The 21,324-nt window shown below is 62.8% G+C and carries 18 protein-coding genes; 3 read left to right on the forward strand and 15 right to left on the reverse strand.

The window, feature by feature from the left end; all coding sequences use genetic code 11:
* Window positions 1–10: 10 nt before the first annotated feature.
* From LMG28727_RS25820 to LMG28727_RS25835, 4 genes are read right to left on the reverse strand one after another with little or no spacing between them, the layout of a single operon-like run.
* Window positions 11–337, reverse strand: a complete 327-nt coding sequence (locus LMG28727_RS25820; RefSeq protein WP_201645131.1) for a UxaA family hydrolase — start codon at window positions 335–337, stop codon at window positions 11–13.
* 46 nt (window positions 338–383) lie between these two features.
* Window positions 384–1,439, reverse strand: a complete 1,056-nt coding sequence (locus LMG28727_RS25825; protein ID WP_201645132.1) for an ABC transporter permease — start codon at window positions 1,437–1,439, stop codon at window positions 384–386.
* Window positions 1,429–2,952, reverse strand: coding sequence for a sugar ABC transporter ATP-binding protein (locus LMG28727_RS25830; RefSeq protein WP_201645133.1), 1,524 nt, complete (start codon window positions 2,950–2,952; stop codon window positions 1,429–1,431). Before LMG28727_RS25830 ends, LMG28727_RS25825 begins: the two co-directional genes overlap by 11 nt.
* Entirely contained in the window at window positions 2,949–3,998 is a 1,050-nt protein-coding gene (locus LMG28727_RS25835; protein WP_201645134.1) for a sugar ABC transporter substrate-binding protein, read from the reverse strand. Before LMG28727_RS25835 ends, LMG28727_RS25830 begins: the two co-directional genes overlap by 4 nt.
* A gap of 273 nt (window positions 3,999–4,271) precedes the next feature.
* On the opposite strand from LMG28727_RS25835, the gene LMG28727_RS25840 reads away from it, so the two are divergent.
* Both LMG28727_RS25840 and LMG28727_RS25845 read left to right on the forward strand, forming a co-directional pair.
* Window positions 4,272–5,060, forward strand: coding sequence for an IclR family transcriptional regulator (locus LMG28727_RS25840; protein ID WP_201645135.1), 789 nt, complete (start codon window positions 4,272–4,274; stop codon window positions 5,058–5,060).
* Window positions 5,061–5,191: 131 nt separating this feature from the next.
* Entirely contained in the window at window positions 5,192–5,737 is a 546-nt protein-coding gene (locus LMG28727_RS25845) for a hypothetical protein (RefSeq protein ID WP_201645136.1), read from the forward strand.
* A gap of 135 nt (window positions 5,738–5,872) precedes the next feature.
* Here LMG28727_RS25845 and LMG28727_RS25850 read toward each other — a convergent pair whose 3' ends face one another.
* Complete coding sequence (locus LMG28727_RS25850; protein ID WP_201645137.1) at window positions 5,873–8,287, reverse strand: bifunctional acetate--CoA ligase family protein/GNAT family N-acetyltransferase; 2,415 nt, start codon at window positions 8,285–8,287, stop codon at window positions 5,873–5,875.
* Window positions 8,288–8,671: 384 nt separating this feature from the next.
* Here LMG28727_RS25850 and LMG28727_RS25855 point away from each other — a divergent pair, with 384 nt between their 5' ends.
* Window positions 8,672–9,541: a LysR family transcriptional regulator gene (locus tag LMG28727_RS25855; RefSeq protein WP_201645138.1), complete on the forward strand. Its 870-nt coding sequence runs from the start codon at window positions 8,672–8,674 to the stop codon at window positions 9,539–9,541.
* 125 nt (window positions 9,542–9,666) lie between these two features.
* Here the strand turns inward: LMG28727_RS25855 and LMG28727_RS25860 are convergent, their stop codons facing one another.
* The 10 genes from LMG28727_RS25860 to LMG28727_RS25905 form a co-directional block, all read right to left on the reverse strand.
* Entirely contained in the window at window positions 9,667–11,268 is a 1,602-nt protein-coding gene (locus tag LMG28727_RS25860; protein WP_201645139.1) for a peptide chain release factor 3, read from the reverse strand.
* A gap of 324 nt (window positions 11,269–11,592) precedes the next feature.
* Window positions 11,593–12,975 carry an MFS transporter gene (locus LMG28727_RS25865; protein WP_201645140.1) on the reverse strand — a complete coding sequence of 461 codons (1,383 nt, stop codon included), beginning with the start codon at window positions 12,973–12,975 and terminating at the stop codon, window positions 11,593–11,595.
* Window positions 12,976–13,097: 122 nt separating this feature from the next.
* Window positions 13,098–14,537, reverse strand: a complete 1,440-nt coding sequence (locus tag LMG28727_RS25870) for an NAD-dependent succinate-semialdehyde dehydrogenase (protein WP_201645141.1) — start codon at window positions 14,535–14,537, stop codon at window positions 13,098–13,100.
* On the reverse strand, window positions 14,534–15,571 hold the full coding sequence (locus LMG28727_RS25875) for an aldo/keto reductase (protein WP_201645142.1): 1,038 nt from the start codon (window positions 15,569–15,571) through the stop codon (window positions 14,534–14,536). Before LMG28727_RS25875 ends, LMG28727_RS25870 begins: the two co-directional genes overlap by 4 nt.
* A gap of 71 nt (window positions 15,572–15,642) precedes the next feature.
* The gene (gene fae, locus LMG28727_RS25880; RefSeq protein ID WP_201645143.1) at window positions 15,643–16,167 is read right to left on the reverse strand and encodes a formaldehyde-activating enzyme; all 525 of its coding nucleotides are present in this window, start codon (window positions 16,165–16,167) and stop codon (window positions 15,643–15,645) included.
* Between the two features lie 625 nt (window positions 16,168–16,792).
* Window positions 16,793–17,089, reverse strand: a complete 297-nt coding sequence (locus tag LMG28727_RS25885; protein ID WP_201645144.1) for an H-NS histone family protein — start codon at window positions 17,087–17,089, stop codon at window positions 16,793–16,795.
* A gap of 122 nt (window positions 17,090–17,211) precedes the next feature.
* Complete coding sequence (locus LMG28727_RS25890) at window positions 17,212–18,411, reverse strand: serine hydrolase domain-containing protein (RefSeq protein WP_201645145.1); 1,200 nt, start codon at window positions 18,409–18,411, stop codon at window positions 17,212–17,214.
* Between the two features lie 157 nt (window positions 18,412–18,568).
* The gene (locus LMG28727_RS25895) at window positions 18,569–18,772 is read right to left on the reverse strand and encodes a hypothetical protein (protein ID WP_201645146.1); all 204 of its coding nucleotides are present in this window, start codon (window positions 18,770–18,772) and stop codon (window positions 18,569–18,571) included.
* Window positions 18,773–19,289: 517 nt separating this feature from the next.
* Entirely contained in the window at window positions 19,290–19,556 is a 267-nt protein-coding gene (locus LMG28727_RS25900) for a hypothetical protein (protein ID WP_201645147.1), read from the reverse strand.
* Window positions 19,557–19,649: 93 nt separating this feature from the next.
* On the reverse strand, window positions 19,650–21,113 hold the full coding sequence (locus tag LMG28727_RS25905; protein WP_328811299.1) for a sigma-54 interaction domain-containing protein: 1,464 nt from the start codon (window positions 21,111–21,113) through the stop codon (window positions 19,650–19,652).
* Window positions 21,114–21,324 lie beyond the last annotated feature (211 nt).

The following is a 21,324-nucleotide window of genomic DNA, read 5'->3' on the forward strand; positions in this document are numbered from 1 at the left end:
TGTGCGCCTGTCAGTGATGGACGAACTCGTGGCCCGCGTCGCGGGTGTAGGTGGGCAGATAGTCGCTTTCGAGGTTGTGCGTGTGCAGATGCTCGCCACGCGCCACCGCTTCGTTCACGTGACCGATCACCGCGCCGTAGCGCAGCACCTTGTCGTCTTTTGCAAGTTCATGGCGCGCCACCTTGTGCCCGAGTTCGATGGTTTTGACGAGCGTGACGCGCTCGCCTTCTATCTCCACCTGGGTGCCAGCGGCGAGTCGTGCGGCCGCGATCAGGCAGTTGTCGGCGGGACTGAGCAGGATCAGGCGCAAGTCGGTTGGCAATGGAGCGCGGGTCAAATGAATTCTCCGTGAGAGGTACGCGTCGTCGGCATCGGCATCGGCATCAGTTCTGGCCCTCGCCGCTTGCCAGACGCGCCACCATCAGCGAGCCAAGAATGATCGCGCCGTAAATTGCCTGAATCCAGAACGACGGTACCTGGGCGAGCGTCAGCAGGTTTTGCACGACGCCCAGCAACAGTACGCCGGAGAGCGCGCCGAGCATCGTGCCCTTACCGCCGTCGAGCGATATCCCGCCGATCACCGCCGCCGCGAACACCGTGAAGATCATGCCGTTGCCCTGGTTCGCGTTGATCGCGCCAACGTAGCCGGTCACGATCAGCCCGCCCAACGCGGCCAGCATACTGCCGAGCACGAACACGCCCCACGTGATGCGTTCGACGCGAATCCCCGCCGCACGCGCCGCTTCCGGATTGCCGCCGATGGCGTAAAGCGCGCGGCCCACACGGTGATAGCGCAGCACAAACGCGGCAATCGCGAACGCCGCCGCTGCGAGCCACACCGACAACGGCAAGCCGAACACGATGGTGGTCGCGAGCGTGAAGAACGACGGCGGCATATCGAACAGCGTGCCGCCTTTGGTCGCGCCCACCAGCATGCCGCGCAACACGATCAGCATGGCCAGCGTGACGATGAACGCGTTCAACCGCAAACGCACCACCAGAAAGCCGTTGATAAACCCGATCACCGCGCCGACCGCGACGATCGCAATCAGCCCGACCCACGCGGGCCATTGCATCCCGAATCCCGCAGACGCAGCGGGCATCACCAGCATCGCGCCGACGGCGGGCGCAATGCCTACCGTCGATTCGAGCGACAGATCGAACTTGCCGGTCAGCACGATCAGCGATTCCGCGAGCACGACGAGCGCCAGGGCAGCGGAGGCGCCGAGCACACTGATCAGATTCGCGCGCGTCAGAAAGCTGGGGCTGACGAACGCGCCGATCACGATCAGCAACGCGAGCGCAGGCAGCAACGCCAGTTCACGCAGACGCGCGAGTTCGGTGCGGGCACGTTTGCCGCGCGACACAGGCGCGGGGGCCTGCACTTGCGCGTTACCTTGCGCCGTGCCGAATGCCGGGCTGGGCACACTATTCTTCATGGAGACTGACTCCTTCAACAGATGCAATCAGGTCGTGGTCCTGCCAACCCGCTGGAAATTCGGCCGCAATGCGGCCACGGAACATGACCAGCACGCGGTCACAGGTGCGCAGATCGTCGAGTTCGCCGGACACCACCAGCACGGCCTTGCCCTCTTCGCGCACGCGATCCACGACGGAGAGCAATGCTTCTTTCGATTTCACATCGACGCCCGCCGTGGGGTCGATCAATACGAGCACTTCGGGGTTGGTGGCTAGCGCGCGCGCCATCACCACCTTCTGCTGGTTGCCGCCTGACAAGCCGGATACCACATGCTCGGGGCCTTGCGAGACGATGCCGAGCGCGTCGATCATCTTCTGACCGAACGCGTTCTTCTTCGCGGGCGGCGCGATGCCGAATTTGCCGAGCAGACGCGCGATGGTCATCGACGCGTTTTCCGCGATCGATTGGGTCAGCACGAGTCCTTCGTGATGCCGGTCCTTCGGCACACAGCCAATGCCGTGCGCGAGTGCCGCGGGCACGTCGCCGGGCGGCAATACTTTGCCGTCGACGCGAATCGTGCCGCGTCTGGCCGCGCGCAAACCGGCAATCGCTTCGGCGACGCTCGTGCGGCCGCTGCTCGTCGCGCCGGTCAGGCCGACTACTTCGCCACGCTTGACCGTGAACGACACGTCGTCGTAATCCGGGCCGGCCAGTCCGTCTACCTGCAAGGCGACCGGCGTATCGGCAGGCAGTTTGCCGCGCGCCGCCGCGTCGGCGACGGCGAGGCCGCCGCGTTCTCCGGTCATCGCTTCGATCAACTGTTCGCGCGGCAGTGCCGACACCGGCGCGCTCACGATATGCCGTGCATCGCGCAACACCGTCACCGCCTGGCAGATCTCATAGACCTCCTGAAGGTGATGCGAGATGAACAGAAAGGTCACGCCCTCACGCTGCAACTCGCTGATGCGCCGGAACAGCCGCTTGATTTCATCGCCATCGAGTTGCGCAGTCGGTTCATCGAGAATGATGAAGCGCGCGCCGTACGACAGCGCCCGTGCAATCTCCACGAGTTGCCGCGCTTCCACACTCAGATCGCCAGCGCGCGCGTCTTCACGCACGTCGATCTTCCAGTGATCGAGCAACGCGCGCGCGTCGCGGCGCATTGCCTGCCAGTCGATCCTGCCGCCGCGCACCGGCTGCCGGTTGATGAACAGATTCTCGGCGACGCTCAGGTCGCGGATGATCGTCGAATGCTGATAGACGCATGCGACGCGCTCCCGCCACGCATCGCGATCGGCAATCGACGGCGCGGCCACGCCGCCGAAACGCACCTCGCCGGTGTCGGGCTTGCGCAGGCCGGTGAGAATCGACACCAGCGTCGATTTCCCCGCGCCGTTGCGCCCGACGAGCGCGTGCGACTCGCCAGGCATCACGCGGATGCTGACGTTGTTCAGCGCGGCCGTCGAGCCGTAGACCTTGGTGACCTCGAGCGCCTCGACGACCGGCTGCACGGATGGCGTTGGCGCGCTCATTTGACCGTGTTGCCCCACAGTGCCTTGTCGTCGACATTCGCCTTCGTGACGAGCGGCGCGGGCAACTGGTCTTCGAGCAGGCCCGGCGCCAATTGGATGATCGTGCTGCCGTGATCGGTCGGCCCCGGCTTGAAGGTTTGTCCCGCCAACGCGGCCTTGATGTAGAACAGCCCGTATTTCGCGTACGAATCTGCCGGCTGCGAGATGGTGGCGTCGATGTCGCCACGGCGAATCGCTTCGAATTCCTGCGGAATGCCGTCGTTACTCACGATCACGACATGCTTCGCATCACCAGCCGGAAACAGCATCTGCTTGCGACGCAAGGTTTGCAGCGTCGGCGACAGATACACGCCGCCCGCCTGCATGTAAATCGCCTTCACGTCGGGATTGGCGGTCAGCAAACTGTCGAGCGCGGTGGCGGCCACGTCGCCCTTCCACGCCGCCGGAATCTCCAGCAGCGACAACGCCGGATAGCCCTTCAGACAGGCACGGAATGCTTCGGACCGGTCGCGTCCGTTGACCGACGCCAGGTCACCCATGATCTGCACGACCTTGCCCGACTTCACATGTTCGCCGATGTATTTGCAGGCCTTCTCGCCGTAGGCGTGATTGTCCGCGCGGACGACCATCGCGACCTTGCCTTGCGTCGGCGCGACGTCCACTGCGACGACCGGCACGTTCTTCGCAGCAGCGGCGTCGAGCGCGCGGCTGATGGCCGCCGAATCCAGCGGACCGACCACGATGCCCTTCGCGTCGAGGTTCAGCAGGTTGTTCATGTCGGTGATCTGCTGCACGGGATCGCCGTTCGAATTGACCGGTGCAAGGATGGTCAGGCTCATGTCCTTCGCATACTTGGGCAGATAGTTGTTGTACGACTGCCAGAACGGCGACGTCAGCAGCGGCAGATCGAGACCGATCTTGCCGGAGTCGGCGGCTTGCGCGCCCTGACTGACTGCGACGCTCGCGACACACGCGGCGGCCGCAACCGAGAAAAGTGAACGACGGATCAGACGATGGGCCGCCTGCGGCCTTGTGAAGATCGACATGGGGTTGTCTCCAGCTATGCGTTGTTGAACTGCGTGAACCGGTCATGGATGCCGGCACTTCGTCCTGCGCTTTCTTATCGTTATTGGCGAGCTTTGTCGTGTGTTTATTCACCAATGAACGTATTATTCATATACGGACTTTCCGAAGTCAAGGAATGTGCACTGCATCAAGCGTCCGTACTTTCCCTGGACCGCGTTCGGTTGCTCGAGAATCGCCACGCATTTACCCTGTCGCGCCACATAATGAGAAATGCACACGGAAACCCGCTGACGATGGACGCAGAAGACAAAGACGACGCCGACCGTTACCGCGCGCCCGCGCTCGACAAGGGCCTCGACATCCTCGAACTGCTCGCCGAGCAGAAGGATGGGCTGACGCGCGCGGAAATCACCAAGCTCCTCGGGCGCAATGCGAGCGAGATGTACCGGATGCTCGAACGCCTGGTCGCGCGGCAATATGTGGTGCGCTCGGCGGCGGGCGACCGTTATTCGCTGAGCCTGAAGCTGTATGCGCTCGCGCACCGTCATCCGCCAATGAACCGGCTGATCGCCGAAGCGCTGCCGCTCATGCAGCGCTTCGCCGACGCCGCTGAGCAGTCGTGTCACCTGGTCGTGTACGACCGCGGCAATCTGCTGGTGATCGCCCAGGTGGACGGCCCGGGCACATGGGGGATGTCGGTGCGACTCGGTTCGCGGGTTGGCTTGATCGACACCGGCTCCGGACGCGTGATGCTTGCGTTCCAGAGCATCGAACAGCGTCAGCAGATGCTGGCCGAACACACCAAGGTGAAGGGTGAAGTCACCATCGATCGTGAAGCGCTGGAGCACGCGTGCGAGCGGATTCGCGCGGCGGGCTTTTCGCAGAAGGACAGCCAGCAGACCTTCGGCGTCACCGACGTCACGTTTCCGATTCAGGGGCCGTCCGGCCAGGCGATTGCTGCACTGACCTGCCCTTATCTTCGGCGTATCGACGAATACGTTGCACCCACACTGGAATCGGCGACCGGGTTGCTGCGCGATACGGTGCAGGCGTTGTCGATGTTTCACGAGCACGCCGCTTAAGCCGGGCTGCAACAAAGCGGCGACCACGCGGCGGCTCGTCGAAAACGGGTCGCCTGCGCGCATGGTTTAGAATGGCGACCCTCTCAAAATTACGCCGTATGAGTTCGCTCATGCGCGCCTATCGATAAGCCATGGCTAAACTTCTGACCGATTCCGAATTCCAGCGTTTTTCTGAACTCCAGCAGAAGCAGTCGAGCTTCACGATCACCCCCGAAGAAGCCGACGAACTGCGCGACATCGTGGCTCACGCGCAAAAGCGCCGTGACGACCGCGCGGCGGCGATGCAAAGCATCGAGACCTTTATCCAGCAATTCGACATCAGCCCGGACGAGCTGTTTTCGCCGGAGCAGATCGGCGAGGCCGCGCGCACGTACGGTCTGATTCCGGCGGCGAAGAAAGAACGCGTGCTGCCGCCGTCGTTCACGTTCAATGGCAAGCCGTATCAGTGGACCACGCGTCCGCTGCCGGACGATATCCGCGTGCCCCTGTTCGACGCATTCAAGGCGGGCGAATCGGTGAAGTCGTTTATCTCGACGCTGAAGGACGCGAACCGTTGCGCGGTGACGATCGCGCGTCTGGAACGCGAGACCGGCGCAGTGTATGCGCAAGCGTGGCTGGAAGAGTTGTCGGTGACGCGGGCGCAGGTTGATGACGCAGCGGCGAAGCTGCCGGCTTAAGCACGTCGATGTGGCGCGGTGGCTGGTGTTCGGTTATCGCGTCACACTCGCTGCTGTCGTTTTGCCCCGTTGGCTCCTGGGGCCAGTCTGGGCCGCGGCGCGGCCCGGACCGTGCGGCGGTGAATCCGCATCCATCTAGCCGCCTTTGCGCGGCCCCTCTTCGCTTGCCCCGACCGTCTCGTCGAGCGCCATGCGAAAACCCACCACGCCGGGATCTTCCGTCCGGGTAATCGTGAAACCGCTGGCTTTGGCGAGCGCGATCATCGGCGTGTTTTCGCGTAGTGCCTCGCCCACCAGCCAATGAATACCGCGTACCCGCGCGTATCGGATAATCCGTTCCATCAGCAACTGGCCGAGGCGCCGGCCTTTCTGATCCGAGCGCACCGCCACCGCGAATTCGGCCGTCTCGTTATCGGGATCGGCCACGGCGCGTACCACGCCCAGGGTGCGCGTGAAACCTTCATCACTTGCCACCGTCGCGATCAGCGCCATTTCGCGGTCGTAGTCGATCTGCGTCATCCGCGCGAGTTGCGAATGGTCGAAGCTGCCGACCGCGCCGAAAAATCGCAGGCGCAGATCTTCCGGCGTCATGGCTTCGACGAAATCATGATGCGCGGCTTCGTCCTCGGGACGGATCGGCCGCACGGTCACGCGCAAGCCCTGCCAGTCGACCGTTTCCTCAAAGCGCCGCGGATACGGCACGATCGCCAGCCGGCTGCGTTTTGCGGCCAGCTTCAGCGTGGGGTCGGCTACCGCGACGTGATCGTGGTAGACCCGCAGCGTCAGTGCAAGACCGACGATCTCCTTGACGTCACAGACTGCTTGCGAGAGTTCGGTCAATGCGGTCAACGCCGGCTCCGGCGCGACCAGTCGGGCGTAGCTCGAGCGCGTGACGATATCGCGCGCGAGAATCGGATTGAGCGGCGGCAGCCCGTAGACGCGCAACGGTGCGGACACGCCGTCGGCCGATGGCGCGGTGAAGCGGAACACCGGGCCGAAGTTGTCGTCGTCGTGGAGTTCGACGGCAATGTCGACTACCGACTTGGTGCGCGGGCTGGCAATGGCGCCTGCGCAATCTTCCTGCGCTTCAACCCGCAACCCGAAGCGCTCAAGCAACCGCGCCGCCGCGTCGCCGGTTAGTTGGCACTCACCTACCGCCAGTGCCGCGCAAGCCTGCGCCTGGGCCGCATCGATTGCTTCGGGAATCCGCTCCGGCAAGCCCTCGGGCGTCTGCATCAACAACTCGCGCCCCATCCGGTAATCGACCAGGCGGGCGAACGCGCGCGCGAGCCGCTGCGGCGTCGTGTGAACGGGGATGCCTTGTGCATGCAGCGCATCGCGCGTTGCCGCATCCAGTCCACCGAAAAAGCACGCGAGCAATCCGCGATATGCAAAGCGCTGGTTCTCGATCAACGCCCGCGCGACTTCATCAACCGGCGCGCTATGCGTCGACGCATGGACCACGAACGCTGTCCCGGTACTGCGATGCTCGCCGAGCAGCTTGAGCGCGCTGCCGAATTGCTCGGCACGCGCGTCGTCGCCGAGTTGCAGCGGATTGCCGCCGACTGCGTGCGGCAACACCTGCGCCAACGCGTCCGACGCTGCGTCGGGCCAACGCGCGAGCGTCGTGCCGGCAGCGGCGAACGCGTCGCAGGCAAGTGTGGCGAGACCACGATCACTGGTGATCAGCGTCGCCGTTCCGCCTGCGGCAACCCGGCCGACACCCAGCGTTTCCACTTCGTCGAGCAGATCGTCGAGCGCATCCACGCGCACCAGACCCGCGCGGCGGAAGGCTGCGGTATAAAGCGCATCGGCGGGATCGTCGCGGCCTGAGCGCAACGCCAGCACCGGCTTGTTGCGTGCCGCTGCACGCGCCGCCGACATGAACTTGCGAGCCGCGCGCACCGTATCGAGTTCGAGCAGGATCGCGCGGGTGCCGGGGTCGCTGGCGAGGTAATCGAGGACGTCGCCGGCATCCACATCGGCCTCGCCGCCCAGTGCAACCGCATGTGAAAAGCCCAGCCCGCGTGCCTGCGCCCAGCCGAGCACCGCATTGGTCAGCGCATTCGATTGTGAGACCCATGCGACTCCACCCGCCTTGACCGTGCACGACGGCGCGCCCAGATGCGCGCGCAGCGCCGGCGAGATCACACCCAGGCTGCCAGGCCCAACGATCCGCAGCAAATGCGGACGCGCCGCCGACAACGCGTGCCGCAGCGCCAGCCGGTCGTCGTCGGAGCGCACCTCGCCGACGATAATCGCCGCCCGCGTGCCCAACCCGCCGAGCTTGTGAATGATCACCGGCCAGCTCGCGGGCGGGGTGCAGATCAACGCGACGGTGGGCGCCTGCGGCAGATCGCCGACGTCGCCGATCACAGGGTGTCCGCTGAACGTGTCGTACTTTGGATTGACCGGCCACAGCGGGCCGTCGAAGCCCCCTTCGAGCACCCGCGCCCAGACCATTGCGCCCGTGCTGCCCGGCCGCTCGGAGGCGCCGATCACGGCGACGGATTTGGGTCGGAACAACGCGTCGAGATTGCGAACGGTCACAGGCGCTCCGAGGAAAAAGAGACGGACCGGCCTCGTGGCCGGACGCGCGATTTCGATCTCGTCAGGATAGGCGAACTTGGAAGTTTGCGCGGACGCGTTGTTTCGCGGCGATGACCTGGGTCCAGAGAAGCACGCAAAAAACGCACGTCATCACGATTTTTTCTCCTGATCAAGCTAAAACCCCGGCGCCGATGCGACAATCATCCCGCCACTGAGAACGAAGCTCAGCTCGGGAAAATTGCCGGACACGGTGGCGAGTCAAGCGCGTTCAGGAGACAACCCGCGCCCGGCAATGCAGTACAACGCGGACCCCGCATTCTCGGGGTGACACTCGTCGCCCAGGCCTGCCAGTTCGCATCACTAAGAAGAAAGAGAAGGTGATTTATGCGGCGCCTGCCATCGCTAATCGGGTTGCGCTTCTTCGAAGAAACCGCCCGTCACATGAGCTTTAACCGTGCGGCCACGGCGCTATGCGTCACGCAAGGCGCAGTGAGCCGGCAAATCAAATTGCTCGAAGAGTCGATCGGCGCAAAACTGTTCGAGCGCGACCACAAAGGGATTCGTCTGACGCAGGCCGGCTCGCAGTTCCTGCCCTGCCTCAGTGACGCGTTCGATACGATCGAACGCGGCTTTCGCCAGATCGCGGTGGCCAAGGTCCGGCGCCGCCTGGTGGTTGCCGTGCCGCCCACCTTCGCAACGCAGTGGTTCTCGCCGCGGCTCGGCGCGCTGGCGGTGGAGCTACCCGACGTCGAACTGTCGATCCGCACCGAGCCGAGCGCCGACTGTCATTGCAACATCCGCTTCGCGCGCCACGCGCTGCCGGACGCCCATTCCGAATTGCTGATGATGGAGCGCCACGTGCTCGTGGGCGCGCCGCGCCTGCTGGGCCAGCCGCTCCATACGCTGCTCGACAGCATGCCCGCGCTGCATGTGCTGCACAACGACGCACGCCTCGAACTATGGCCGAACTGGCTCGCAAAAGCGGGGCTGCCGGCCCGCTACGCGGACAACGGCATCGAATTCTCCACGCTCGAACAGGCGATTCGCGCGGCCAGCAAGGGCGCGGGACTGGCGGTCGTCGACCGGAACATGATCGTCGAAGAACTGGCGGACGGCGCCCTTGCGCAGTTTTCCGAGATCGAAGTGGCGGGGCCTTACGGTTACTGGCTCGATGTCGCGCCACGTCATACGGCGCTTGAGCACGTGCAGGCGTTTGGCAGCTGGATGCGAGGCGAAGTGTTGAAGATTGGGTGAGGGACCCAGGGAGCGCGCGGGAGCGCATGCCGCGCAACGCACACGCTTCGGATAAAAAAAGCCGCATCAGCTTCTTAAACTGAGGCGGCTTTTCAACTGACGCGATGCGCTAAAAACGCGCGAAATTACATCGACTTCCGGAACGGTGCGCCCGAATGTTCGCGCAGTTCGTTGAACACGATCTTCGGCCACGCCTTCTGCGCGACTTCGATTTCACCGACGTGCGAAGCCAGATAAGTCGGTGCATCCGATGCGTCGAGTGCGATCCGCGCCGCGTACGAATCGGTGAAGCGGCGCAGTTCAGCCGCGTCGCTGCAGGTCACCCAGCGCGACATCCGGTAACGTGCCGGCGCCATCCGCACATCGACCTTATATTCCGTCGACAGACGGTGCGACACCACTTCGAACTGCAGTTGCCCAACCGCGCCGAGAATCGTCAGACCGCCCACTTCCGGACGGAACACCTGAATCGCGCCTTCTTCGCCAAGCTGCTTCAGCGCTTCGCCGAGTTGCTTCGCGCGCATCGGATCGACCACTTCGACGGTCTGGAAAATTTCCGGCGCGAAGAACGGCAGGCCGACGAATTGCAGTTGTTCGCCTTCGGTCAGCGTGTCGCCGAGACTGAGCGTGCCGTGGTTCGGAATACCGATGATGTCGCCCGGATACGCCTCGCTCACGGTCTCACGACGCTGAGACAGGAACGTCACCACGTTGTTCGCGCGGAACGTCTTGTTGGTGCGCGTGACCTTGACGGCCATGCCGCGCTCGAAATGCCCCGAACACACGCGGATAAACGCCACGCGGTCGCGGTGCGCGAGATCCATGTTCGCCTGCACCTTGAACACGACGCCGGTGAATTTCGGCTCGTCGGGCATCACCGGACGTTGCACGGTCATGCGCATTGACGGCGGCGGCGCGAGATCGACCAGCGCGTCGAGAATTTCTTTCACGCCGAAGTTGTTGATCGCCGAGCCGAACAGCACCGGCGACTGCTGACCGGCGAGGAACTGCTCGCGGTCGAAGTCGGGCGACGCACCCGTGATCAGGTCGATCTCTTCCTTTGCCTTGACCCAGCTCTGGCCGAAGCGGCGCTCGCCCTCTTCGTCGCTCAGCGCTTGTACCGTCTCGACCTCGCCGCCTGCCTTGTCCTGGCCGGCGCGGAACAGGCGCACCTGGTCGCGCTGGATGTCGTACACACCCTGGAATTCCTTGCCCATGCCGATCGGCCACGTGAACGGGACCGCCGCTACACCGAGATGCTGCTCGATTTCGTCGAGCAATTCGAGCGGCTCGCGCACTTCACGGTCGAGCTTGTTGATGAAGGTGACGATCGGCGTCTTGCGGCTGCGGCAGACTTCAAGCAGCTTCAGCGTTTGCGCTTCCACACCGTTCGCACCGTCGATCACCATCACGGCCGCGTCGACCGCGGTCAGCACTCGATACGTGTCTTCGGAGAAGTCTTCATGGCCCGGCGTGTCGAGCAGGTTGATGACAGCGTCGCCGTACTCGAACTGCATCACCGAGCTGGCCACCGAAATGCCCCGCTGCTTTTCGATTTCCATCCAGTCGGACGTCGCGTAGCGGTTGCTCTTGCGGCCCTTCACGGTACCGGCGATCTGAATCGCGCCCGAGAACAGCAGCAATTTTTCGGTGAGCGTGGTCTTACCCGCGTCCGGGTGGGAAATGACCGCGAACGTGCGGCGGCGTTTGAGTTCGGAGACTGACATCGGGTCTGGCGGTCACTGATAGGGGGTTCGGGCGGTTCCCGGCGGCCTGGGGCGGCCGGTATGCCGCGCCTTGCGCGGCGGCGTCGGGCTGCGGGAGTTGGGCCGGGACCCGCGTCGACTGGCAACCTCGCCGCGTCGGAAAACAGGTCACGAACGAGCGTTCGGCCATACGGGAATCGCCAGCGCAGAACAGCGCAGGGAACGAATGATACACGCCTGGGGCGGCATCAGGGGGAAAGGAGCCCGGCCGCACGCGTTGGCGCGCGGCCGGAAAGTGCTTCAGACGGAGCTTTGGCGGTGGATCCGCGCGACGTTTGGACAGGCTTAGACGCCGCTCGCCTGATTCAGCGTCAGATGCTTGGTTTCAGGCGCCCACGCAATCGACACGATCATGCCGACCAGCAACACCGCCGCCAGCACCAGAATCGTGATGTGGAAGCCCAGATGGACGATGCCGAGCGGCAACAGGAACGTCCCGACCGCCGAACCGAGCCGGCTGCATGCTATAGCCAGTCCCACTCCGCACGCACGCACTTCGGTCGGAAAACACTCCGGCGGGAACACGCCGACGAGATTCGAGAACGCCGACATGGTCAACGTGAAGATCCCGAACGCGACGATCATGCCGACGGTCGCCGACTCGGGCAGAAAACCCAGCGCGATCAGCGACAGACACGTCACCGCAAACGAGCCAATCAGGAACACGCGACGCGGCAGCTTGATTGTCAGCCAGATGCCGATCAGCGCGCCGAGCACGAGGAATCCGTTCAGCAGGAAGTCGGCGCTTGAATCGTTATTCAGATGAATCGCCTTCAGGATGGTCGGCAGGAACGTATAGATCGCGAAATACGGAATCACGAGGCACACGAAGAACGCGCAATTGAAGATCGTCCGGCGAATCAGGTCCTTTCTGAACAGGCGCATGAAGCCGCCCGACGCTTGCGCGTGCGGGTCGTGACCACCGTCGAGCGTGACGTTCGGACCGAAATGCTTCAGCACGACCGCCTTGGCCTCGGCAATCCGGCCTTTGCCATACAACCAGCGCGGCGATTCCGGCGTACCCATGCGCAGCAGCAGAACGATCACTGCCGGCACGCCCGCCGAGGCCAGCAGCCAGCGCCATGCGTCCGGAGATGAGTCGGCGTAATGCATGCCCAGCACGTTTGCCATCACGTAGCCGATTGTCCACACCACGCTGAACGAGCCGAGCAGCGTGCCGCGATGTTTGCGCGGCGAGAATTCAGCGAGGATCGCGTGTCCGACCGCGAAATCGCCGCCCATTCCGAAGCCGATCAACACCCGCAGCAGACACAACTCCGCGGGCGAGCGCACGTAGAACTGCGCGAACGCGGCTGCGGTGATGATCAGGAAGCTCAGCAGGAAAATCTTCTGCCGCCCCATTCGATCCGACAGCCAGCCGAACACCAGGCTGCCGAGAAAAATGCCCATCAGCGCGGAACTGCCGATCATGCCCATCCAGAATGCGTCGATCGGCATCTGGCGATTCATCGCTGCGAGCGCGTAGCCGATCGTGCCAAGCGCGAAACCTTCGGTCAGGTGCGCGCCGAACGTCAGCCCGGCGATCTTCACGTGGAAAGCGTTCAGTGGAACGTCGTCGAGCGAAACGGGGCCGTGCGAAGGCGCCGCCGCAGACGGCAAAGTGGGGGCGAGGCCGAGAGCGGCCACCTGAATGTCCTGATTGCTCACGCTGTCTCCATATTTAGTATGAATCGCCGGGCGTTGCGAGCACGTTGCCGCTACGTCGGGTTGTGCCGCCGTCGATGCCGACTACCACTGCAAGCAGCGACGACGGCGGCACGGGTCGAGGATCAGCGTCCGAGGCCGCCCATCATCATGTACTTCAGTTCTGTGTATTCCTCGAGCCCGTACTTCGAGCCTTCCCGGCCCAGACCCGACTGTTTGACGCCGCCGAACGGCGCGACTTCGGTCGACAGAATGCCTTCGTTGATGCCGACCATGCCGCTTTCCAGCGCTTCGCCGACGCGCCATGCACGCGCCAGATCGCGCGTGTAGAAGTACGCGGACAGACCGAACGGTGTGTCGTTCGCCGCAGCGATGACTTCCTGTTCCGTCTTGAAGCGGAAACACGCGGCGACCGGCCCGAAGGTCTCCTCTTCGGCGATCAGCATCGAGCGCGATGCGTCTGCGAGAACGGTCGGCTCATAGAACGTGCCGCCGAGCGCGTGCGGCTTGCCGCCGGTCAACACCTTCGCGCCCTTCTGCAACGCATCGGCGACGTGCGTTTCGACTTTCTTCAGCGCAGCCTGGTTGATCAGCGGACCCTGCTCGACATCGCCCTGCAATGCATTGCCGACGCGCATCTTGCGTACCGCCTGCGTCAGCGCGGACGTGAACGCGTCGTAAATGCCGTCCTGCACGTAGAAGCGATTCACGCACACACAGGTCTGTCCGGTGTTGCGGAATTTCGATGCCATCGCGCCTTGCACGGCGGCGTCGAGATCAGCGTCGTCGAACACGATGAACGGCGCGTTGCCGCCGAGTTCGAGCGACAGCTTCTTCAGCGTATCCGCCGACTGCCTGGCGAGCAGCTTGCCGACGCGCGTCGAGCCGGTGAACGACAGCTTGCGCACCACATCGGATTCGGTCAGCGCGCCGCCAATCGCGACCGCATCGCCGGAAACGATGTTGAACACGCCCGCCGGAATACCCGCGCGCTCGGCCAGCACCGCCAGTGCAAATGCGGACAACGGCGTTTCTTCCGATGGCTTGAGCACCATCGTGCAGCCCGCCGCCAGCGCGGGACCGGCTTTACGCGTGATCATCGCGAGCGGGAAATTCCACGGCGTGATCGCCGCGACCACACCGATTGGCTCGCGCGTCACGATGATCTTCGCGTTCGGATTCGGGCTCGGGATGACATCGCCGTAGGCGCGCTTGGCTTCTTCGGCGAACCATTCGAAGAAGCTCGCCGCGTAGCCGACTTCGCCGCGTGCTTCGGCGAGCGGCTTGCCTTGTTCGAGCGACAACAGTTCGGCGAGCGCGTCGCGATTGTCGATCATCAATTCGCCCCAGCGCTTCACGCGTGCGCTGCGTTCTTTCGCGGTCAGTGCGCGCCAGGCGGGAAACGCTTTCGCAGCGGCCGCGATCGCCTGGGCGGTTTCAGCAGCGCCGCCTTTCGCGACCTGCGCCACCACGTCGCCCGTCGCGGGATTCAACACCGCATACGTGCTCGCGCTGTCGTACCACTCGCCACCAATGTAGTGCCCTGTGCGGAGAAATTCGTTCATGCCGCCTTCTCCAGAGTTTCGTCGAACGTGCGTTGCGCGGGACGCGGTTCGCGCGCCACGCGGCGGCCGGCAGTGTAATCGTTGATCAGATCGCACGGCGTGTAATTGCGTTCGAGTTCGAACAGTTCATCGTCGGTGAGTGTCGTGCCCAGTGCGGCCAGTGCGCTATCGAATTGCGCCGGCGTATCCGCGCCGACCAGCATGCTCGCGACACCGCCATGATTGAGCACCCAGGCCTGCGCGATCTGCGCAGCGGACACGCCACGTCGCGCCGCTACGCGCGCCACCGACGCTGCGATCTCACGCGACGCGACATCGCCATACATTTGCGCGGTAAAGAAGTCGGTCTGATTGCGCGTCGAATTCGCGTCGCACGTCAGCAGACCACGCGCCAGCGGGCTGAACACAGAAACGCCGATGCCCTGATCCTGGCAATACGGAATCATTTCGCGCTCTTCCTCGCGATACGCCAGATTCAATTGCAACTGCATATTGACCGGCTTGTGCCAGCCATTGCGTTCGCAGACCTGCATGATCTTCGCGAGTTGCCACGTGTACATGGTCGACACGCCGATATACCGGGCCTTGCCGGCGCGCACGATATCGTTCATCGCGCCCATGGTTTCCTCGACCGGCGTATTCACGTCGAAGAAATGCAGCATGTAGAGGTCGACGTAATCCATGCCGAGACGCTTCAACGAGCCGTCGATGCCGTCCATGATGTGCTTGCGCGAATGGCCGCCCGCATTCTGATAGTTGCCCATGTCGTAACCGACCTTGGTCGCCACGACGATTTCCTCGCGACGCGACGCGCGCTTCAGAATGCGGCCCACCACTTCTTCGCCGACACCGGACGAATAGAAATCGGCGAGGTCGATGAAATTGACGCCTGCGTCGAGCGCATGACGAACAATCGGCTCACTTTGCGCTTCGTCGAAAATCCACGGCTTCCATTGCGGCGTGCCCATGTTCATCGTGCCGAGGCACAGACGCGAAACCTTCAGGCCTGACTGGCCGAGGCGAATGTATTCCATGATGCTGATCTCCTTTCAGGTCGCATCCAGCTGCGCGGGCGGCGGGATCTCGCGCAACGCGCGGCCCGCAATTAACGTTGTTTCGGGGTGTAGAACGGATTCGATACTTCGCGCGCGGCGGCGAACACTTCATCGCGATGCGGCAGGCCTTTCATCGCCGCAAGAATCGCGTTCTTGCACGCGCGGTAGTTGTTGTCGAAGACGGCGTCGAGATCGTCGGTCGACGGGTTGACCCAGTTCGCCGACACCACGACCCAATCGTTTTCCGCTTCGGGCGGCAGCGTGCCGTTTTCGAGCGATTCGGCCACCGCCTTTGCGATGCCCGCCTGCGAAGCGCCCCACGTCGCGTTGCCGTGGAAGTCGCTGCCGATCTGCGCCTTGTTCACATACAGCGTCAGCGGCTTGGTCGGCACGCCGGGACGAGCGATCACGACGAACGGCGCGTGGCCTGCTGACGGGGTCGCGAGCGCGGTCGCGAAAGCCTGGCCTGCCGGACCATTGCGCGGACCGACCAGTACGTTGATGTGCGCGAGGTTGACGCCCGGGCCTTCGAATCCTTCGCCGATAAAGAGTTGTTTTTCCGTCGATACGCTCATGGTCTTTCCGTCGAAGTTGAATGGATGACCGATTGTGGCGTTCGGCATCCGCGACCATGTATCGATGAGTTTTGATCCGGGGTATGAGGCAAACTCAACTCCGGGTTTGTCCCGAGCGCGACTCACGTCGCGTGCGAGGAAAACCGCAAAGGTGAGGGTTTTCGGGACCTGCGACAAGTCAAGCCGAATCGGCGCGAAAGGTGAACACGGAGGAGGTTCGTTCACGCACCTGCCGCGCGGGTTTTGATTACGCGCTGAACGTGGGGTGAACGGATTAAAAAGCGTCAGGAGAGGGCTATGCGATTTTTTGAAAAGCTCTGAAACACCCGCCAGCAGCGGACATCGCGGGTTCGGTGACGCATACGCGCCGCTGCGCGGGATCGGGACAGCATCGATCGGGAAGATGAATCACGCGACCAAACCAAGCTTGCCGTCACCACCGGGCGCGAATGCCACGATCACGAAAATGCTGTATCGCGCCGTCTCGCTCACGCGAAAGGTGAGCGTTTTCGGGACCCGCGTTGCGGTGCGGAATAAATCACCCGCGGCATCACTTCTGATTCAGGCCATTGCGCGACAGGGTGTCGCGAGCCTGAGAAAACCGACCGTGCGGAGTAAAGCGCTTTCAGACTTCAATCAGAAACCGCTCACGATTTTTACCCGCCAGCCAACTCGGCGAGCGGCCGCGGCCACTCCAGGTTTCACCGGTTTTCGGATTGCGATACTTCGCGACCGACGCCGAAGCCGCTTTACGCGCCGGTTTGCGCTCAGTCGTAAAGCCCAATTCCTCCGCAGTCAGGTCGTATTCGGCGACTTTCTGCTTGATGTCCGCAATCGCCTGCGCAATTTCCTTTTCGCGGGCCACTGCGACTTCCTTGTGAAGCTTTTCGAGTTGGGCAGTTAATTGTTTGTAAGAGGCCATGGCGGGTGCTCCCATCGGTTTGGCGAATTGCAGTGCGGACACTATCAGACGAATAAAGCGCCGGATAGAAAAAATCACAACTGCGCGCGGTGCTGGATTGTCAGTTGCGGCGGCCGATGCGTTTAATCGTCAATGGCATCGTACACGCGGCGTTCGAAATCGACGGACATCGGAAACGCGTCCATCGAACGGCGCTGAATCAGCATCAAACCGATCAGGTTTTCCACTGGATCGGCGAACCAGCTTGTGCCATACGCGCCAGGCCAGCCGAAAGACCCTATCGAGCGATAGCCGAGCGACAACTGCTGCGCCGGATCGTCGACGACGGAGAGACCCAGGCCGAACCCCTGCCCTGCCCAGATCAAGCGCCCGAATGCCGGCACGCGACGCTGGTCGGGTGTGAGGAAATTCGAGCGCATCAGATCGACCGAACGATGCGACAGCAAACGCATGGTGTCGACGCGCCCGCGTCCCAGTAACAGTCGCGCGAATTGCAGATAGTCCTGCGCGGTCGAAACGAGGCCGCCGCCGCCGCTCTGAAAGCGGTCTGGGTTCGCCCAGCGGCTCGACGACGAATGATCTTCGATCACCCGTCGCCCCGTGGCCGGATCGACGCTATAAGCGGTAGCCAATCTTGGAAGCTGCGCCTCGGGCACCCAGAACGCGGTGTCGCGCATGCCGAGCGGCTCGAAGATTCGCGTGCGGAAAAAGTCGCCGAGCGACATGCCGCTCACGCGTTCTATCAGCACGCCGAGCACGTCGGTCGCGATGCCGTAATGCCAGCGCGAGCCGGGCTGGAATATCAGCGGCAATTGCGCAATCCGGCTGAGCCACGCGCTGGTATCGCCGTGCGCCTCGAAGCCGTTGAACGTCGCCGCATACGCGTCGGCCAACGGGCCGGTTGCGGTGAAGTGATAAGCGAAGCCCGCGCGATGCGTCAGCAGATCGAGCACCGTGATCGGCGCCTTCAACGGATCGGTATCGTCGAGCGGTCCAGCGGGGTCACGCAGCACGCGCAGCCCGGACAGTTCCGGCAGCCATAGCGAAACCGGCGTGTCGAGTGCGAGCCGGTCCTCTTCGATCAGCATCAGGATCGCGACGCTCGTCACCGGTTTGGTCATCGACGCAATGCGAAACAGCGTGTCGCGCTCCATTGGCAATTGCGCGGCTTCGTCACGCCAACCGAGCGGCTCGAGATAGCCGATCTCGCCGCGCCGCCATACCAGTGACACCACTCCCGCTACTTCGCCGCGCTCCACGTAACCTTGCATGACGTTGGTCAACGCCGTCAGTCGGGGCGCGGAAAATCCTGCTGCTTGCATGTTTGTCCTGTTCAGTGGATGAAGAGACCCGCCGACTCACGGTCGCTACTGCCCGCTTCTGCGTTACGTTCCCTCATTCTTGCAGAAAACGTTACGTCGTCGAAGGTTACACGACTGCGCTTCACTCCCACCGCGACTTGCACATTCAAGCGCGCCATCAGGCTTTTTGCCGATTCTCCAAGGCCGACAACGCCGCATTCAGACGTTTAATCCGGCTGGCCTGCGCCGGTACCCGCACCGCTCCGGAAACGAACTCGATACGGCTGCGCCAATAAGACAGCGGAATTCGGTCTTCGGCGGAAATATGGGAAATCACGTGTTCGAGATGCTGAATATCTTTTTCGAGCTGATGATGATTCATTGCTATCCCCGTTATTCTCATTGAATTAATGCAACGCAAAATTTCTACGCATGAATCGTGCCGCAATGGATGTCACTCTTACCGGAACGGAAAATACTACGCGAATGTTTTTCCACCCCTGAAAAAACGGCAAAACCTGCGTCGTGTGTTTGATGCCGAACCGGTGAAAAGAGAATACTGGCGTGACAGTTCGCGTTCCGTTGGCTTCCGCACCGACCCTATTCAATATCAAAAACGAAACCGATCATCTAATTAGCATTTCACGCTGGCGAAATTAATGCAGACGCGGCGGTCAATACTCATTACGCATGCTACCGGTTGATCGGATGCCCATTAGACGCAGGTTTTTATGACGGATATGCGCGTATGCCAATGGCTTCTGTTTGAATTAATACGCTTGGCCGATTGGGGAATGTGGACCGCCTGCTGGGAAAACGGGGACCCGCCGGTTAGCGGGCTGAGAGAATGCCTACGGGTTAACCAAAACTCATCACGCCAGCCTTGCGCTGGCGTGATGTTATTTCGCGCGGCAGGCGTAGATCAGGCTGAGCGTGCCGTTGTCGGTGGACTGGCGGACGACGTCGAACGCGCCGCCGCAACTCGCGCTGGCCTGCTGCGCGCAATTATCGGAACCGGCGGGGCATTGAACCAGCGTCGTCTGACGGCCGTCGGACAGAAACAGCGGCGGGCTGCTGCTGCAACCGGCTAGCGCGGCCGCGACAGCGCCCGCGGCCAGCGTGGCGCGGCAGGCGCGGCGTGCAAAAGCGGAGAAATTGCGTTTCATTTGATGCCCCGATCACGTCTTGTTTTTCGATCTCGCGATTGTGCCATGCGGCCATTGCGCTGCGTCATTCGCGCGACGGGCCGGCGGGACTTTTCAAACGTCGATGCCGTATGCCGCGATCTTTTTGTAAAGCGTGGCCCGGCCCATGCCGATCTGGTTAGCGGTGTCGATCACGCGACCGCCGTTCGCGCGCAACGCGTCGGTCAGGAAGCGCTTTTCGAAGCTGGCCATTGCGTCGCTCCATGAGGCAGGCTCGTGGATCACGCCTGGCGTCGTGGCAGGCGTCGACACCGAAGCAGCCGGCTCGGCGCGCCGCCCACCCTGTGCCGGGCCGAGAAACGGCGCCAGCGCCTGTGCGTCGATCCGCTCGCTATCGGAGAGCATCACCGCGCGCTCCAGCGTGTTGCGCAGTTCGCGGACATTCCCCGGCCATGGGTACGAGCACAGTAGCCGCACAGCGTCGTCCCGGAGTTCGACATGGCTGCCGCCACGCGTTTGCGTCGACAGATCTTCCAGCATCGCGTAGGCGAGCGCCTCGATGTCAGACGCGCGGTCGCGTAGTGCCGGTGCGTGGATCGTCAGCACATTCAGCCGGTAGAACAGATCCGCGCGAAAACGTCCGGCCGCGACCAGCGCGGGCAGATCAGCCGAGGTGGCCGCGATGATCCGCACGTCGGCCCGAACCATCCGGTTCGAACCGAGCGGCTCGAATTCCTTGTCCTGAAGCACCCGCAGCAACTTGCCCTGCAACGGCAGCGGCATATCTCCTATTTCGTCGAGAAACAGCGTGCCGCCGTTGGCGAGTTCGAACTTGCCGAGCCGCCCTTTTCGATCCGCACCGGTATCAGCGCCAGACGCCGCCCCGAAGAACTCGACTTCGAGCGACGTCTCAGGAATGGCCGCGACGTTGACCGTCACGAGCGGCTGATTCGCACGTGCCGAGCCGCCGTGGATCGCATGCGCAAGCAGTTCCTTGCCCGTGCCGGTCTCACCCAGCAGCAATACCGGCGATTCGAGTTGCGCCGCACGGCGCGCCTGGCGCTTCACCTCAAGACTCGCCGCACTCGTGCCGACAAAACTGCCGAACGTGTATTTGGCCCGCCGCGCCTGCGCGAGCGATTGACGCGTCGCGATCAACTCTTCCTGCACGCGCGAGTAGTGGGAAAAAAGCGGCGTCAGCGCTTTCAGTTCGTCGAACAGCGCGAAACCCACCGCACCGACCGTCGTGCCGGCATCGTCTTTCAGCGGTAAGCGGGTGACGACGAGTGGCTCGCGATCCGTCTCCATGATGTCGAGCAGAATCGGCTTGCCGGTCACGACCACTTCACGCATCAGACTGTTCGGAATGACCGCTTCGCAATCGCGGCCTACCGCCTGCTGCGGGTCGGAAAAACCGAAACGCGCCGCATAGCGCTTATTGATCCAGACGACGCGCGCATCGGCGTCGACGATAAACGTGCCTTCGCTGAAGTTTTCGAACGTGCGAAACAGCGAGTCCATCGCCCGGCGCAATACGTCACCATAGTCGGCGGGCACGCCGGCCCAGTCATTCATCATGTTGTCGCTGTCTCCAGGTATCGTTCTAGTTGTGTTGTCTCGTTTTGTAGACAGCTTATCTCATTGGCGAGACCGTCCACAGGCTAGTTATATAAGGGTTTAACCTCAGTTCAGCTGATGTTCAGCCGATTTGCGTCCCGCTTCGTAGACGTTTGGGTACAATCCGCCGAATGACGTTTTCAGCTTCGGCACGTGCAATCCATGCATGAGC

This window comes from Paraburkholderia metrosideri, from assembly GCF_904848625.1.
GTDB lineage: Bacteria > Pseudomonadota > Gammaproteobacteria > Burkholderiales > Burkholderiaceae > Paraburkholderia > Paraburkholderia metrosideri.

Bases quoted from the DNA above. Each gene is read 5' to 3' on its own strand.
- LMG28727_RS25870 (WP_201645141.1), bottom strand. From the start codon at position 14,537: ATGAACGAATTTCTCCGCACAGGGCACTACATTGGTGGCGAGTGGTAC.
- LMG28727_RS25905 (WP_328811299.1), bottom strand. From the start codon at position 21,113: ATGATGAATGACTGGGCCGGCGTGCCCGCCGACTATGGTGACGTATTG.
- fae (WP_201645143.1), bottom strand. From the start codon at position 16,167: ATGAGCGTATCGACGGAAAAACAACTCTTTATCGGCGAAGGATTCGAA.
- LMG28727_RS25895 (WP_201645146.1), bottom strand. From the start codon at position 18,772: ATGAATCATCATCAGCTCGAAAAAGATATTCAGCATCTCGAACACGTG.
- LMG28727_RS25835 (WP_201645134.1), bottom strand. From the start codon at position 3,998: ATGTCGATCTTCACAAGGCCGCAGGCGGCCCATCGTCTGATCCGTCGT.
- LMG28727_RS25860 (WP_201645139.1), bottom strand. From the start codon at position 11,268: ATGTCAGTCTCCGAACTCAAACGCCGCCGCACGTTCGCGGTCATTTCC.
- LMG28727_RS25825 (WP_201645132.1), bottom strand. From the start codon at position 1,439: ATGAAGAATAGTGTGCCCAGCCCGGCATTCGGCACGGCGCAAGGTAAC.
- LMG28727_RS25890 (WP_201645145.1), bottom strand. From the start codon at position 18,411: ATGCAAGCAGCAGGATTTTCCGCGCCCCGACTGACGGCGTTGACCAAC.
- LMG28727_RS25845 (WP_201645136.1), top strand. From the start codon at position 5,192: ATGGCTAAACTTCTGACCGATTCCGAATTCCAGCGTTTTTCTGAACTC.
- LMG28727_RS25830 (WP_201645133.1), bottom strand. From the start codon at position 2,952: ATGAGCGCGCCAACGCCATCCGTGCAGCCGGTCGTCGAGGCGCTCGAG.
- LMG28727_RS25875 (WP_201645142.1), bottom strand. From the start codon at position 15,571: ATGGAATACATTCGCCTCGGCCAGTCAGGCCTGAAGGTTTCGCGTCTG.
- LMG28727_RS25900 (WP_201645147.1), bottom strand. From the start codon at position 19,556: ATGAAACGCAATTTCTCCGCTTTTGCACGCCGCGCCTGCCGCGCCACG.
- LMG28727_RS25885 (WP_201645144.1), bottom strand. From the start codon at position 17,089: ATGGCCTCTTACAAACAATTAACTGCCCAACTCGAAAAGCTTCACAAG.
- LMG28727_RS25855 (WP_201645138.1), top strand. From the start codon at position 8,672: ATGCGGCGCCTGCCATCGCTAATCGGGTTGCGCTTCTTCGAAGAAACC.
- LMG28727_RS25840 (WP_201645135.1), top strand. From the start codon at position 4,272: ATGGACGCAGAAGACAAAGACGACGCCGACCGTTACCGCGCGCCCGCG.